General features: G+C 68.5%; 12 protein-coding genes. 7 read left to right on the top strand and 5 right to left on the bottom strand.

Annotated features, from left to right (window positions below; genetic code table 11):
* The first annotated feature begins 26 nt into the window (after positions 1 to 26).
* Entirely contained in the window at positions 27 to 1,478 is a 1,452-nt protein-coding gene (locus tag KPB06_RS17615) for an MFS transporter (protein ID WP_081066612.1), read from the top strand.
* A 28-nt stretch (positions 1,479 to 1,506) separates the two neighbouring features.
* Here the strand turns inward: KPB06_RS17615 and KPB06_RS17610 are convergent, their stop codons facing one another.
* The 5 genes from KPB06_RS17610 to KPB06_RS17590 all read right to left on the bottom strand — a co-directional run bounded on the left by KPB06_RS17610 (position 1,507) and on the right by KPB06_RS17590 (position 7,858).
* Positions 1,507 to 2,001: a heme-degrading domain-containing protein gene (locus tag KPB06_RS17610; protein WP_104012272.1), complete on the bottom strand. Its 495-nt coding sequence runs from the start codon at positions 1,999 to 2,001 to the stop codon at positions 1,507 to 1,509.
* 106 nt (positions 2,002 to 2,107) lie between these two features.
* A complete protein-coding gene (iolB, locus tag KPB06_RS17605) occupies positions 2,108 to 2,926 on the bottom strand; it encodes a 5-deoxy-glucuronate isomerase (protein WP_059575895.1) in 819 nt (272 codons plus the stop codon).
* Between the two features lie 56 nt (positions 2,927 to 2,982).
* A complete protein-coding gene (gene iolE, locus KPB06_RS17600; RefSeq protein ID WP_059640651.1) occupies positions 2,983 to 3,912 on the bottom strand; it encodes a myo-inosose-2 dehydratase in 930 nt (309 codons plus the stop codon).
* A gap of 62 nt (positions 3,913 to 3,974) precedes the next feature.
* A complete protein-coding gene (gene iolD, locus KPB06_RS17595) occupies positions 3,975 to 5,858 on the bottom strand; it encodes a 3D-(3,5/4)-trihydroxycyclohexane-1,2-dione acylhydrolase (decyclizing) (protein ID WP_060316294.1) in 1,884 nt (627 codons plus the stop codon).
* Between the two features lie 47 nt (positions 5,859 to 5,905).
* Positions 5,906 to 7,858, bottom strand: a complete 1,953-nt coding sequence (locus KPB06_RS17590) for a bifunctional 5-dehydro-2-deoxygluconokinase/5-dehydro-2-deoxyphosphogluconate aldolase (protein WP_275906187.1) — start codon at positions 7,856 to 7,858, stop codon at positions 5,906 to 5,908.
* Between the two features lie 315 nt (positions 7,859 to 8,173).
* On the opposite strand from KPB06_RS17590, the gene KPB06_RS17585 reads away from it, so the two are divergent.
* From KPB06_RS17585 to KPB06_RS17560, 6 genes are all read left to right on the top strand, one after another.
* Positions 8,174 to 9,100 carry a sugar ABC transporter substrate-binding protein gene (locus tag KPB06_RS17585; protein ID WP_059575888.1) on the top strand — a complete coding sequence of 309 codons (927 nt, stop codon included), beginning with the start codon at positions 8,174 to 8,176 and terminating at the stop codon, positions 9,098 to 9,100.
* Between the two features lie 68 nt (positions 9,101 to 9,168).
* Positions 9,169 to 10,743, top strand: coding sequence for a sugar ABC transporter ATP-binding protein (locus KPB06_RS17580; protein WP_275906186.1), 1,575 nt, complete (start codon positions 9,169 to 9,171; stop codon positions 10,741 to 10,743).
* Between the two features lie 27 nt (positions 10,744 to 10,770).
* On the top strand, positions 10,771 to 11,796 hold the full coding sequence (locus tag KPB06_RS17575) for an ABC transporter permease (protein WP_059575884.1): 1,026 nt from the start codon (positions 10,771 to 10,773) through the stop codon (positions 11,794 to 11,796).
* 86 nt (positions 11,797 to 11,882) lie between these two features.
* Positions 11,883 to 12,896 (top strand): bifunctional inositol 2-dehydrogenase/D-chiro-inositol 1-dehydrogenase, encoded by a 1,014-nt coding sequence (gene iolG / locus KPB06_RS17570; RefSeq protein ID WP_104012269.1) that lies wholly within the window; start codon positions 11,883 to 11,885, stop codon positions 12,894 to 12,896.
* 39 nt (positions 12,897 to 12,935) lie between these two features.
* The gene (locus KPB06_RS17565; protein WP_275906185.1) at positions 12,936 to 13,862 is read left to right on the top strand and encodes a TIM barrel protein; all 927 of its coding nucleotides are present in this window, start codon (positions 12,936 to 12,938) and stop codon (positions 13,860 to 13,862) included.
* A 31-nt stretch (positions 13,863 to 13,893) separates the two neighbouring features.
* Positions 13,894 to 15,066: a Gfo/Idh/MocA family protein gene (locus tag KPB06_RS17560; RefSeq protein WP_275906184.1), complete on the top strand. Its 1,173-nt coding sequence runs from the start codon at positions 13,894 to 13,896 to the stop codon at positions 15,064 to 15,066.
* The last annotated feature ends 157 nt before the right edge of the window (positions 15,067 to 15,223 follow it).

The raw sequence follows: 15,223 nt of genomic DNA, 5'->3' as shown, positions 1-15,223 counted from the left end.
CGCGGGCGGACTACCGAGGACACGCCATGTCTGACTCTGTTGCGGCATCGCTCGCCGCGCGCATCGACCGCCTGCCCGCCACGGCGAGCATCTGGAAGCTCGTGCTGTTCCTGAGCGTGGGCGGCTTCTTCGAGGTCTACGACCTGTTCCAGATGACCTATCTGCCGCCCGGGCTGATTCGCGACGGCATCTTTCACACCGGCGCGCGCGGCGTGCTCGGCATGTCCGACCAGGGCGCGCTCGGCGCGGCGACGTTCATCGGGCTGTTCGTCGGCGAGATGTTCGTGTCGCGCCTGGCGGACCGCTACGGGCGTCGCGCGCTGTTTACCGGCGCGCTGCTGCTCTATACCGTTGCGAGCCTGGCGATGTGCGTGCAGTGGAGCGCGATCGGCGTGCTCGCGTGCCGCTTCGTCGCGGGCTGCGGCGTCGGCGCGGAGCTGATCACGATCGGCGCGTTCCTGACCGAGCTGGTGCCGAAGGCGGTGCGTGGCCGTGCATTTGCCGTCTGCTTCGCCGTCGGGTATCTGGCCATGCCGGTGCTCGCGTTCGTATCGTGGCTCTGGGTCCCGCGCGATCCGCTCGGCTGGTCGGGATGGCGCTGGGTCGTGCTGCTCGGCGGAAGTGGCGCGGTGGTCGTCTGGTGGCTGCAGGCGCGCCTGCCGGAGTCGCCGCGCTGGCTCGTCGGCGTGGGCCGGGAAGCCGAGGCCGAACGCATCGTGGCGCGACTCGAACGGATCGTCGCGCGCGAATCGGGGCGGCCGCTGCCGGCGGTCCGGCCGCCGGCCGCCGACGTGCAGCCGGCGCCACGCGCGCCGTCGATGTGGGATGCGCGGCACCGCGGCCGCACCGCGATGCTGATCGCGTTCAACGGCTTCCTGAGCATCGGCTTCTTCGGTTTCAGCCAATGGCTGCCGACGCTGCTCGCCGCGCAGGGCGCGACCGTCGCGAAAAGCCTCGGCTATGCATTCGTGATCGCGTTCGCGTATCCGGTGTCGCCGCTCGTCGCAGGCCTGCTCGCCGACCGGATCGAGCGCAAGTGGTTGATCGTCGCGTCGGCGTTCGGCGTCGCGCTGTTCGGCAGTGCGTTCGCGACGTCGGCGCAGGCGCCGTTCGTGATCGCGTTCGGCCTGCTCGTCACGCTGTCGAGCACGGTGCTCGCGAGCAACGGCACCGCGTACCAGTCGGAACTGTTTCCGACCGCGATCCGCGGGCGCGCGCTCGGCTTCGTGCATTCGATCGGCCGCCTGACCGGCGCGGCCAGCAGTTTCATCGTCGCGTTGCTGCTCGAGCGCGCGGGGGTGTCCGCGGTGTTCGCGCTGATCGGCGGCAGCATGCTGATCGTGATGCTGTCGATCGGCGCGTTCGGGCCGCGCACCAACAACCGGTCGCTCGACGATATCCCGGACGAGCAAGCTGACTCGGCCGTGGCGAACCGGCCGGCCGGCACGCTCGACGCGCTGCCGACGCGCCGTTCGTGACGGCCTGCGTGCGCTGGTGCGACGCCCGCTATGCGCTCATCGCCAGCGCGGTCGCGCCGACGTGCCACCGCAAGCATTCGACGACGAGCGCGTGATTGTCTTCGGAGCCGAGCCCCGCGATCGTCATCGCGCCGACGATGCCGGCGCCGACGAGCCGCAACGGCACGCCGCCGCCGTCGAGCGCGTAATCGTCGTCCGACAGGCCTTGCGAGCGCAGCGACCAGCCGGCACGCCGAAAGCACGCGCCGACCGCGAGCGAACTCTGGCCGAAACGCAGCACCGTGTTCTGCCGGCGGCGGATCGCATCGCCGTCGCGCGCGTCGCTGCCGTCGAGCGCGCAATAGAACAGCGGCGCGTGCCCGCCGACGATGCCGACCGCAATCGGCAGTCCGCGTCGCGTCGCGAGGTTGACCGCGATTTCTCCGATGCGGCGCGCGACGGCTGCATTGAAGTGCGGCAGCGCCGGGTTCGACGCATCGTCGTCGAAGGCGTGGGGTTCGAGGCGAAAGGGGGGCGTCACCATGGCGGCTCCGTCGCATTGCCGGCGCTGCACGCGCGTGCCGGGCGTTGCATCGTCACGGGCCGCGCGCGGGCCCGTCTTCCGTTCGGTGCTTCGGCGTTTCAGTGCTTCAACGATGGGGCGCCGCGTCCAGCATCCACTCATGCGCGGGATCGTTCTTGAACGCCCACGCACGGCTTGGGCCCGCCATCACGTTCAGGTAGTACAGGTTGTAGCCGTGAGGCGCCACCACCGGGTGATAGCCGCGCGGCACCATCACGACGTCGTGGTTCTCGACCGCGCAGGCTTCGTCGAGGCTGCGGTCGTCCGTGTACACGCGCTGGAACGCGAAACCCTGCGGCGGATCGATCCGGTGATAGTAGGTTTCCTCGAGCGAGGTTTCGTCGGGCGCGGCGTCGCGGTCGTGCTTGTGCGGCGGATAGCTGCTCGAATGGCTGGCCGGCGTGACGACTTCGACGACGAGCAGCCGGTCGGCGGCCGGGTTGTCGCCCATCAGGATGTCGCATACGTAGCGCGTGTTGGTGCCTTGCCCGCGCACCGAGCGGCGCATCCGCTCGCCGTCGAGGCGCAGCACGCGCTTGTCGCCGCTCGCGTAGGGCGCGGTGCACAGCGCGACTTCCGCATCGCGCGTCGCGACCAGCGTCACCGTCTTGCCGCCCGGCACGTACAGCGCGTCCGGCGACACGTCCTCGAACACGCTGTCGCGCCTGCCGAGCGCGTCGTGGGTTTCGCCGTCGACTTCGGCGCGCACCGTGCCCGTCAGCACGACGACGCACAGTTCGCGCGTGCCGGTGTCGAGCGTCTCGGTGTCGCCGGCCTTCAGGCGCAGCGCGCGAAAGCCGACGTGTTTCCAGCCGGCCGATTCGGGCGTGACGTTGCAGATTTCGCGGTCGGCGGATGCCTTGACCAGGAGGGGAGAAATCGTCATGAGATGGGTCTCCGCAATAGGGTGGGGCGCGACCGCCCAGGCGCTTGCGCGCGTGCTCAAGCGCTCAACCGGTCGACGATCGCGCGCAGCGCGTCGTAGCCCTTCTTCGCATACTGATAGCTCGGCGCGACGGCCGGATCCTGCTCGGCCTCGACGACGAGCCAGCCTTCGTAGCCGGCGTCCTTCAGCGTGCGCAGCGTCGCGTCGTAGTCGAGCGCGCCGTCGCCCGGCACCGTGAAGGTGCCGTTGATCACGCCGTTCAGGAAGCTCCAGCCGTCGTTGCGCGCCTGGTTGACGACTTGCGGTCGCACGTCCTTGCAATGCACGTGCGCCACGCGCGATACGTGCTTCTTCAGCAGCGCCACCGGGTCGGCCGCGCCGCCGAAATACGCATGGCCGGTGTCGAACAGCAGGAACACCTTCGCCGGATCGGTCAGCGCCATCAGCCGGTCGACGTCGGCCGGCGATTCGACGTACGCGCCCATGTGGTGATGGTAGGCGAGCTTGATGCCGTACGTGTCGAGCAGGTGCGCGCCGAACGCGTCGAGGCGCGCCGCATAGCGCCGCCACGCTTCGTCGTCGACGAAACGCGGCCGCTTCGCGACCGGCGTGTCGATGCTGCCCTGGATCGTGCCCGCGCATTCGCCGTACACGACGACCTTCACGTCGTTGAATTGCAGCTTCGTCATGTGCGCGCGGCAGCGCTCGATCTCCGCCGCCACCGCGTCGGCGTCCGTCATGCCCGGCGCGACTTCCGCGAGGAAGCCCGAATACCAGCCCGACACGCACACGAGCCCGAATTCGGCGAGCTTCGCCTTCAGTTCGGGGCCCGTCTTCGGAAACTTGTTGCCGAGCTCGAAGCCCGCATAGCCGATCTCGGCGCCTTCCTTCAGCGCCGTTTCGAGCGGCGTCTCGCCGCCGAGCGACGGCAGGTCGTCGTTCATCCACGACAGGGGATTGATACCGATACGAACGTTCCAGCTCATGACGTGCTTCCTTGGTTCGAATGTTGTTTTACCGGTGCGGCAGAGGCGCGGGGCAGGCGCGCTCAACGTCGCTGGCGCGTCTTCGCGTCGAGATACGCGCGGTGCGCCGCTTCGACGCCGGCGCGTCCGGATACCTGCGGCACCGCGACTTCCCACCACGCGCCGCCGTCGTCGGTCGTGCGATGGTGCGTGGTGTCGATCACGAGCACCTGGCTCTTCGTCGCCGCACGCGCGCGCTTCATTTCATCGCGCAATTCGCCGACGTCGCGCACGTGCACGGCTTCGGCGCCCATCGCGCGCGCATGCATCGCGAAGTCGATCGTCGAGCGCTCGCCGCCTTCGGGCACGCAGTCGTCGAGCATGTTGTTGAAGCTCGCGCCGCCGCAGTGGCGTTGCAGCCGCTCGATGCAGCCGTAGCCGCGGTTGTCGAGGATCACGACGATCAGCTTGCGGCCGAGCATCACCGACGTCGCGAGTTCCGCGTTGAGCATCATGTACGAGCCGTCGCCGACGATCACGATCACTTCGCGCTCGGGGCGCGCGAGCTTCGCGCCGAGGCCGCCCGCGACTTCGTAGCCCATGCACGAATACGCATAGTCCATGTGGTAGTTGCCCGGCACGCCGCTGCGCCACAGTTTGTGCAGTTCGGCCGGCAGCGTGCCGGCCGCGCAGACGACGAGATCGTCGCGCGCGCTGTCGCGCCCCGCGTCGGCCGCGGAGTCGCGCACCGCGCCGATCACTTCCGCGTCGTACGGCAGCGTGTCCTTCGGAATCCGTGTGGTCAGCTCGGTCACGCGCGCGTTCCATGCGGCGGCCTGGTCGCGGTTCGCGGCGGTCCACGCCGCATCGGCGCGCCAGCCGGCCAGCGCGGCCGATAGCTGCCCAAGGCCCGTGCGCGCATCGGCCACGAGTTGCCGGCCGCGCTTCTTGCCCGCGTCGAACGGCTGCACGTTCAGGCTCAGCAGCGTCGCGTCGCCGTAGAGCGCGTGCGAGCCGGTCGTGAAATCCTGCAGCCGCGTGCCGACCGCGAACACGACGTCGGCCTGCGCGGCCGCGCGGTTCGCGGCGGGCGAGCCCGTCACGCCGATCGAGCCGAGGTTCAGCGGATGATCCCACGCGAGGCTGCCCTTGCCGGCCTGCGATTCGGCGACGGGCACGCCGTGCGTGTCGGCGAACGCGCGCAGCGCGTCCCACGCCTGGCTGTACAGCACGCCGCCGCCGGCGACGATCAGCGGCTTCTTCGCGGCTTTCAGCACGTCGAGCGCGTCGGCGAGCTCGAGCGCGTCGGCCGGCGGCCGGCGCATCCGGATCACCGGCGGCGCGAAGAAATCCTCGGGCCAGTCGTACGCGAAGGTCTGCACGTCCTGCGGCAGCGCGAGACACACGGGCCCGCACTGCGCGGGATCGGTCATCACCTGGATCGCGCGCGGCAGCGCGACGAGCAGTTGCTCGGGCGACGTGATGCGATCGAAGTAGCGCGTGACGGGCCGGAAGCAGTCGTTCGCGCTGACGTCGCCCTGTTCGAAATCCTCGACCTGCTGCAGCACCGGGTCGGGCAGCCGCGACACGAACACGTCGCCGGGCAGCAACAGCAGCGGCAAGCGGCCGACGTGCGCGAGCGCGGCGGAGGTCAGCATGTTGGTCGCGCCGGGGCCGATGCTCGACGTCGCGGCCATCATTCGCTGGCGGAAATGCGCCTTCGCGAACGCGACGGCCGCGTTGGCCATCCCTTGCTCGTTGTGCGCGCGAAACGTCGGCAGCCGGTCCTTCTCCGCATGCAGCGCTTCGCCGAGACCGGCCACGTTGCCGTGGCCGAAGATCGCGAACACGCCGCCGCAATACGGCAGGATCTCGGTGCGCCCGTCGGGCTGGACGACTTCGGCGCGCAGGGCGGCCAGGTAGCGCACGAGTGCCTGGCTGACGGTCAGTCTTACGGTGGTGGTCATCGTCGATCGATAGAGAGGAGTCGGGTGGTCGTCACGAACACGGGGCATCAGGCCGCGGCGGCCCGCGCGGTGGCCCGGCGGCCGAGCCACGCGTCGACCAGTCGCGCGAAGTTGCCGGCCACTTCGTCGATCAGCGCCTGATCGTCGATCCGGCCCGCGAACCAGTTCAGCGACGCATCGGCCCACAGCGTGCGCCCGACCATGAAGCCCTTGACGATCGGGTTGGTCGCCGAGCGGAAGCTGTCGACCAGGTATTGCAGCGGCTGGTTCAGGCCGAGGATCACCGCGCCGCGGCAGTACGGGTCGCGCTCGGCGATCAGCGCGGCGAGCCGCGCCCAGCCGTCGGCGGTGAGCGGCGTGAGCTTCCACCATTCGGGCTTCACGCCGAGGTTGTAGAAGCGCGCGACCGTGCGCAGCACCGCGTCGTCCTCGGTGCCGGCCGGCGTGACCGCGCGCGGCGGAATCATTTCCAGCAGCAGCTCGTTGCCGCTCGCGCGCGTGGCTTCCCACAGTTCCAGCACGCGCTGCTCCTGCTCGACGCGCAGGTCGACGGGGTCGTCGGGGTGATAGTGAACGAGGCACTTCACGACCTGTTCGGTCGGCCAGTGCGTGAGCGACGAGCCGACCGAGCGCGTGTCGTCGAAACGCAGCGGCCGCGAGCCGGGCAGCTCGACCGGGCGGCCGACCCACCAGCCGCGCCCGGTGGCTGACGCGAGCGCGTCGCTGCCGTATGCGCCGCCGTCGATCAGCACGCCGACGTGGCCGGCGATCCCGCGATCGCGCTCGACCTGTTCGACCGCGCGCACGAGCAGGCGCTTCAACGTCTTGATCCGTGCTTCGTCCGCGCCGGCCTGCACTGCCAGCTCGTAGAACTGGCTGCGATGGTCGAACGCCATCACGCACAGGTCGTCCCAGTCGCGGCGCGGCACCGTCACGCGATGCAGGTGCGCGAGCGTGCGGTCGGCATCGACCGCCGGATTGCGGCCGCCGTCGAACCAGTGCGCGAGTTCGGCCGGCGTCGGCATCGCGGCCGAGCACGCGTGGCGCGACACGACGATCGCGCCGCACGCGTTCGCGATGCGCGTCGATTCGGCCCAGTCGCGCCCGCGCAGCAGCCCCGACAGCAGGCCCGACAGGAACGCGTCGCCCGCGCCGAGCACGTTGAGCACCTCGACCCGCTCGCCGAGAAAGGTCGGCGCATCGTCGATGCGCGCCGGGATGTCGCCTTCGATCACGCAGCAGCCGAGCGCGCCGCGCTTGACCACCAGCGTCGCGTTCGTGATCGCGCGCACCGCGTGCAACGACGCGATCAGGTCGTGCGGCACGCCGCCCGCGATCAGGAATTCCTCCTCGGTGCCGACCAGCAGGTCGAATTCGCCGAGCACCTGCTGCAACTGGCGCGTCACCTGCGCGTCCGGCACATAGCGGTTTTCGCCGGCGCCGCGCGCGGTCAGCCCCCACAGCACCGGCCGGTAGTCGATGTCGAGGATGCGCACGGCGCCGTGGCGGCGCGCATACGTCAACGCGGTCAGCGACGCCTCGCGCGTGCCCGGCGTCGACAGATGCGTGCCGGTGATCGCCAGCGCGCGGCAGCCGGCGATGAAGTCCTCGCTGATCTCGTCGGCGCGCACGGCCATGTCCGCGCAGTTCTCTCGCACGAACAGCAGCGGGAACGTGTCGCGATCCTTCAGCCCGAGCAGCACCAGCGCGGTCAGGCGCTCGCGGTCGGTCTGCAACTGGCTCGTGTCGCAGCCTTCGCGCTCGAGCGTCTCGCGCAGGAAGCGGCCCATCTGCTCGTCGCCGACGCGCGAAATCATCGCGGTCTTCAGGCCCAGCCGCGCGACGCCGAACGCGACGTTGCCCGACGAACCGCCGAGATACATCTGGAAGCTGCGCGCATCCTCGAGGCGGCTGCCGTACTGCTGGGCATAGAGATCCACGGCCACGCGGCCGAGGCAGGCGAGATCGATGGGGCGGTCACTCGGAAAGTTCAGGCTCATATCACGTGTCACGCTCGCGGCCGGCGTTCGGCGCTGCCGGCAGATTAGGGACCGATCCAGCGGCAGCTGTCCGCGGCACGTGCCGCACGACGCGAGGCTGCCTGCCGCCGGGAATCGGGCTACGGAACGGAGTCTAGACTTTTTGGAAATACAGTTCCCTAGGTGAAATCACGTAGAAATAAATTTCCAAATTTTCGAGGAAGTGATCTACAGTTTCATCCGGATGCTTCAGTCCCGATCGGACCAGATCGGACTCGGCCCGGCGGCGCGCAACGCGCCGTCTTCCGCCCCCGGAGATGAGGAGACAGATTGATCATGAAGACCAAGCTGATGGCCGTCGCGGCCGCCGCGATCCTGGCCGCGCCGCTCGCGCATGCCGAGAAGATCGGCGTGACGATGGCATCGTTCGACGACACGTTCCTGACCATCCTGCGCAACAGCATTGCCGATTCGGCGAAGAAGGACGGCGTGACCGTGCAGATCGAGGACGGCGGCAATGACGTCGGCAAGCAGTTGAGCCAGGTCCAGAACATGATCGCGCAGAAGGTCGACGCGATCATCGTGAACGCGGTCGATACCGACGCGACGCCGAAGATCACGAAGATGGTGACCGCCGCGAAGATCCCGCTCGTCTACGTGAACCGCAAGCCGGTCGATTTCGACAAGCTGCCGGCCGGCGTCGCGGTCGTCGCCTCCGACGAGAAGCAGTCGGGCACGCTGCAGGCGCGCCAGGTGTGCAAGCTGCTCGGCGGCAAGGGCGACATCCTCGTGCTGATGGGCGAGCTGTCCAACGAGTCGGCGCGCGCCCGCACCAAGGACATCGAGGACGTGATCGCGACGAAGGATTGCGCGGGCATGAAGATCGTCGACAAGCGCGAAGGCAAGTGGAGCCGCACGCAAGGCCAGGACATCACGATGAACTGGCTGAGCTCCGGGACGAAGTTCGACGCGATCGTGTCGAACAACGACGAAATGGCGATCGGCGCGATCAACGCGCTGAAGGCCGCGCGCAAGCTGACGCCGAAGACGGTCGTCGCCGGCATCGACGCGACGCCGGACGGCCTCGCGGCGATGAAGGCCGGCGAGCTGAAGGTGTCGGTCTACCAGAACGCGACCGGGCAGGGCGCGCAAGCGGTGGCCGCGGCGCTCAAGCTCGCGAAGAAGCAGCCGGTCGATCGCTACGTGAACGTGCCGTTCGAGCTCGTCACGCCGGAGAACATGAACCAGTACGCGAAGCACTGACCGGTTTTCCCGCTGAACTGCGCGGGCCCGGCGCGGCCGGGCTCGCGCGCGACTTTCGAGGAACGTCCATGTTTACAGCCAGGATCGCGCGCTCGATGGCCAGCGAAAGCGCGCCGGCCGCGTCGTCCGCCGCGCCGGGTTCGTCCGGTGCGCCCATGGCCGACTGCGTGCTCGAGGTGCGCGGCGTCGGCAAGTCCTTTCCCGGCGTCGTCGCGCTCGACGGCGTGCAGTTCCGCGTGCGCCGTGGCACCGTTCATGCGCTGATGGGCGAGAACGGCGCCGGCAAGTCCACGCTGATGAAGATCATCGCGGGCGTCTACACGCCCGACCAGGGCGAAATCCTGATCAACGGCGAGCCCGTCGTGCTGAACGGGCCGCTCGACGCGCTCGATCGCGGGATCGCGATGATCCATCAGGAGCTCAACCTGATGCCTTACATGACGGTCGCGGAGAACATCTGGATCCGCCGCGAACCGAAGAACCGCTTCGGCCTGATCGATCACGCCGAGCTGCGCCGCCGCACGGCCGAGCTGTTCGAGCGGCTGTCGATCGACATCGATCCGGAAACCGACGTGCGCACGCTGACGGTCGCGAGCCGCCAGATGGTCGAGATCGCGAAGGCCGTGTCGTTCGACTCGGACGTGCTGATCATGGACGAGCCGACCTCCGCACTGACCGACAGGGAAGTCACGCACCTGTTCCGGATCATTCGCCAGCTGCGCGAGCAGGGCAAGGGCATCGTCTACATCACGCACAAGATGAACGAGCTGTTCGAGATCGCCGACGAATTCTCGGTGTTCCGCGACGGCAAGTACATCGGCACGCACGCATCGAGCGACGTCACGCGCGACGACATCATCCGCATGATGGTCGGGCGCGAGATCACGCAGATGTTCCCGAAGGAAGACGTGCCGATCGGCGACGTCGTGCTGTCGGTGAAGGATCTCTGCGTCGACGGCGTGTTCCGCGACGTGAGCTTCGAGCTGCGCGCGGGCGAGATTCTCGGTGTCGCGGGCCTCGTCGGCTCCGGGCGCTCGAACGTCGCGGAGGCGCTGTTCGGCGTCGTGCCGGCCACGTCGGGCGAGATCCGCATCGACGGCAAGCCGGTGCGCATTTCGACGCCCGCGCAGGCGATGCGGCACGGAATGGCGTTCCTCACCGAGGACCGCAAGGACTCCGGCTGCTTCCTGAATCTCGACCTGCTCGCGAACATGGAAGCGGCGGTGCTCAGCCGTCGCTACGTGAAGTTCAACTTCGTGCAGCACGCGCAGTTGAAGCGCGACTGCGAGGAAATGAGCCGGATGCTGCGCGTGAAGTCGCCCGGGCTGCACGAGACCATCCAGAACCTGTCGGGCGGCAACCAGCAGAAGGTGCTGATCGGCCGGTGGCTGCTCACGCAGCCGCGCATCCTGATCCTCGACGAACCGACCCGCGGCATCGACGTCGGCGCGAAGGCCGAGATCCACCGGCTCGTCAGCGCGCTCGCCGGCAAGGGCGTCGCGGTGCTGATGATCTCGTCGGAGATGCCGGAAGTGCTGGGCATGAGCGATCGCGTGATGGTGATGCACGAAGGGCGCATGACCGGCATCGTCGATCGCAAGGACGCCGACCAGGTCCGCATCATGGATCTCGCGTCGCGCTGAGCCGAAACAAGATTGGAGACAACTGAAATGGGCAACCTGAACCCGGTCGCGGATGCGCAGACCATGACACTCAAGTCGCGGCATGCGAAGTGGCCGCCCGAACTGAGCATCTTCCTCGTGCTGGTCGGCATCAGCCTGTTCTTCGAGATCGTCGGCTGGGTCGTCGTCGGCCAGAGCTTCTTGTTCAATGCCGAGCGGCTCGAGATCATCGTGCTGCAGATGGCCGTGATCGGCATCATCGCGGTCGGCGTGAACCTCGTGATCATCACCAGCGGGATCGACCTGTCGTCGGGGTCGGTCGTCGCGGCCGCCGCCGTCGTGTCGGCGAGCCTCGCGCAGGTGTCCGACTTCCCGCGCGCGGTGTTTCCGCACCTCACCGACCTGCCGGTCATCTGGCCGGTGCTGGCCGGCGTGTGCGTCGGGCTGCTGGTCGGCCTGCTGAACGGCACGCTGATCGCGATGACGGGCATCCCGCCGTTCATCGCGACGCTCGGCACGATGGTCGCCGCGCGCGGCTTCGCGAAGTGGTTCACCAACGGGATGCCGGTGTCGATGCTGACCGACCCGTTCGCGGCGATCGGCGCGGGCGCCAATCCGGTGATCATCTTCGTCGTGATCGCCGCGATCTTCCACGTCGTGCTGCGCTATACGCGCTTCGGCAAGTACACCTATGCGATCGGCGCGAACCGCCACGCGGCCGTCGTGTCGGGCATCAACGTCACGCGTCACCTGATCTTCGTCTATGCGATCGCGGGCCTCCTGAGCGGCATCGCGGGCACCGTGACGGCCGCGCGCGCGATCTCCGGCCAGTCGGGCATGGGCGTGATGTACGAGCTCGATGCGATCGCGGCCGTCGTGATCGGCGGCACGTCGCTGTCGGGCGGCCTCGGCCGCGTGACGGGCACCGTGATCGGCGTGCTGATCCTCGGCGTGATGACGTCGGGCTTCACGTTCATCCGCATCGACGCGTATTACCAGGAGATGGTGAAGGGCGCGATCATCGTCGCGGCCGTGATCGCCGACCAGTACCGCAACAAGAAGTCGCGCCGCTGAGCGCGCGGGCCGCCCGCATTCGAGAGGGAAGCGACCGGCGCGGCATGGGCCGCGCCGCTGATGAACGAACCACCGGAGACAACTGCATGACCTTGCAAATCGGCGTGATCGGCTGCGGCGCGATCGGCCAGGACCACATTCGCAGACTGACCCGCACGCTGTCCGGCGCGCGCGTCGTGGCCGTCAACGACATCGATCCGCGGCAGGCGCGCGACGCGGTGACGAAATACGGGCTCGACGCCGAGATCTACGGCGACGGCCACGAAGTGATCGCGGCCGCCGACGTGCAGGCCGTGCTCGTCACGTCCTGGGGGCCGACGCACGAAGCGTTCGTGCTCGACGCGATCGCGCACGGCAAGCCGGTGTTCTGCGAGAAGCCGCTGGCCGTCACGGCCGACGGTTGCATGCGGATCGTCGAAGCCGAGCTCGCACACGGCAAGCGGCTCGTGCAGGTCGGCTTCATGCGGCCGTACGACGAAGGCTATCGCGCGTTGAAGCGCGTGATCGACAGCGGCGAAATCGGCGCGCCGCTGATGCTGCATTGCGCGCACCGCAACCAGTCGGTCGGCGAGCGCTACACGACCGACATGGCGATCACCGACACGCTGATCCACGAACTCGACGTGCTGCGCTGGCTGCTCGGCGAGGATTACACGAGCGCGCAGGTCGTCTATCCGAAGAAGACGCGCCATGCATCCGCGCATCTCGCCGATCCGCAGATCGTGCTGCTCGAAACCGCGAGCGGCGTGCGCATCGACGTCGAGATCTTCGTGAACTGCCAGTACGGCTACGACATCCAGTGCGAGGTGGTCGGCGAGCAGGGCATCGCGAAGCTGCCCGATCCGCCGGCCGTCGGGCTCAAGCATGCGGCGCGGCAGTCGGTCGAGATCATGACCGACTGGAAGGAGCGCTTCATCGCGTCGTACGACGTCGAGCTGCAGGCGTTCATCGACGGCGTGCGGCAGGGCGTGCTGACCGGGCCGTCCGCGTGGGACGGCTACGCGGCGGCGGTCGCGGCCGACGCGTGCGTGCGGGCGCAGAAGACCGGCGCGGTCGAGCCGATCGCGATGGCCGAGCGCCCCGCGTTCTATCGCGGCTGACCAGCGACCGCCCGCCGCTGACCTGCCGGACCGACCGAGATGACGATGAAGATAGGTTGCGCCCCGTGCTGCTGGGGTGTCGACGACGTGAAGAACCCGCATCTGCCGCCGTGGCGGCACGTGCTCGCCGAGGCCGCGCAGGCCGGTTATTCGGGCATCGAGCTCGGGCCCTATGGCTATATCCCGCTCGAGCTCGACGTGGTGAGCGCCGAGCTCGAGCGCCAGCGCCTGAGCATCACGGCCGGCACGATTTTCGACGATCTCGTGTCGCCGGAGAACCTGCCGAACCTGCTGCGCCAGACGCGCGACATCTGTGCGCTGATCACGCAGTTGCCGAAGCTGCCGACGCAGGACGGCCAGCACTACGCGGCGCCGTACCTGGTCGTGATGGACTGGGGCCACGAGGAGCGCGACTACGCGGCCGGCCACGGCGATCGCGCGCCGCGGCTGTCCGACACGCGCTGGGCGCGGATGGTCGACCATATCCGGCAGATCGCGACGATCGCGCGCGACGAGTTCGGCGTGCGCGCGGTGATTCATCCGCATGCGGGCGGCTACATCGAATTCGCGGACGAGATCGACCGGATCGTTGCCGACATTCCGGCCGAGACGGCGGGCCTCTGTCTCGATACCGGCCACCTGTATTACTCGGGCATGGACCCGGAAGCGTGGTTGCGCCGCCATGCGGCACGGCTCGACTACGTGCATTTCAAAGACATTGACGCGGCCGTATACGACGCGGTGATGGGCGAGCACATCGCGTTCTTCGCCGCCTGCGCGCGCGGCGTGATGTGCCCGATCGGCGCCGGCGTGCTCGACTACCGCGCGATCCGCGAGGCGCTCGACGCCATCGGCTACGCGGGCTATATCACGATCGAGCAGGAGCGCGACCCGCGCAACGTCGGCACGAGCCTGCGCGACGTCGCCGCGAGCCGCGCGTTTCTCGCGTCGGCCGGTTTTGCATGACCCATGAACACGCACCAGGAACATCACCATCATGATTGACGGACAGATTCTGCTTGGACATTCGATTCGCTGGGGCATGGTCGGCGGCGGGCTCGGCAGCCAGATCGGCTACAGCCACCGGTCGGCCGCACTGCGCGACGGCAGCTTCCAGCTGGTTGCCGGCGCATTCGATATCGATCCCGAACGCGGCCGCCAGTTCGGCGTGAAGCTCGGCGTCGCGGCCGAGCGCTGCTATCCCGATTACGCGACGATGTTCGACGCCGAGGCGCGTCGCCCCGACGGCATCCGCGCGGTGTCGATCGCGACGCCGAACAACACGCACTTCGAGATCTGCCGCGCCGCGCTGAACGCGGGGCTGCACGTGGTCTGCGAGAAGCCGCTGTGCTTCACGACCGAGGAGGCCGAGGCGCTGCAACGGCTGTCGGTCGAGAAGAACCGGATCGTCGGCGTCGCGTACGGTTATTCCGGATACCAGATGATCGAGCAGGCGCGCGAGATGATCGCGCGCGGCGACCTCGGCGAGATCCGCATTGTGCAGATGCAGTTCGCGCACGGCTTCCACAGCGAGGGCGTCGAGGCCGCGAGCGCGGCCGCGCGCTGGCGCGTGGATCCGAAGTTCGCGGGCCCGAGCTACGTGCTCGGCGACATCGGCACGCACCCGCTGTACATCTCGGAAGTGATGGCGCCCGAGCTGAAGATCCGGCGGCTGATGTGTTCGCGGCAGAGCTTCGTGAAGAGCCGCGCGCCGCTCGAGGACAACGCGTTCACGATCATGGAATACGACACCGGCGCGATCGGCTACGTGTGGTCGAGCGCGGTGAACGCCGGCTCGATGCACGGGCAGAAGGTGCGCGTGATCGGCTCGAAGGCGAGCGTCGAATGGTGGGACGAGCACCCGAACCAGTTGCGCTACGAAATCCAGGGGCAGCCTGCCCAGGTGCTCGATCGCGGAATGCCGTACCTGCATCCGCACGCATTGCGCGAAGATCGCATCGGCGCCGGGCATCCGGAAGGGCTGTTCGACGCATGGTCGAACCTGTACGCGCGCTTCGCGCTCGCGATGGACGCGGCCGATCGCGGCGACACGGCGGCATTGAAGACCATTCGCTTTCCGGACGTGCACGCGGGCGTCGAGGGCGTGCGCTGGGTCGAGAACTGCGTGCGTTCGGCCGATGCGGGCGGCGTGTGGATCGACTATCGTTGAAGCGGGCAAGGCCCGCTGCGCCGCGCTTCGCCGCGGCAGCCGGCCTCGGTACACACCCTGATCTTTACGCCGCCGCGCGCGCGTTGGACAATCGGTTCCAGTCTTGCCGTGGAGCGTACGTCAACAGACCCTGGTGATGATCGAGCGCGTGGGAGCG

The organism is Burkholderia semiarida (genome assembly GCF_029268935.1).
Classification (GTDB): Bacteria; Pseudomonadota; Gammaproteobacteria; order Burkholderiales; family Burkholderiaceae; genus Burkholderia; species Burkholderia semiarida.
This window is presented reverse-complemented; position numbering and strand designations above follow the sequence as displayed.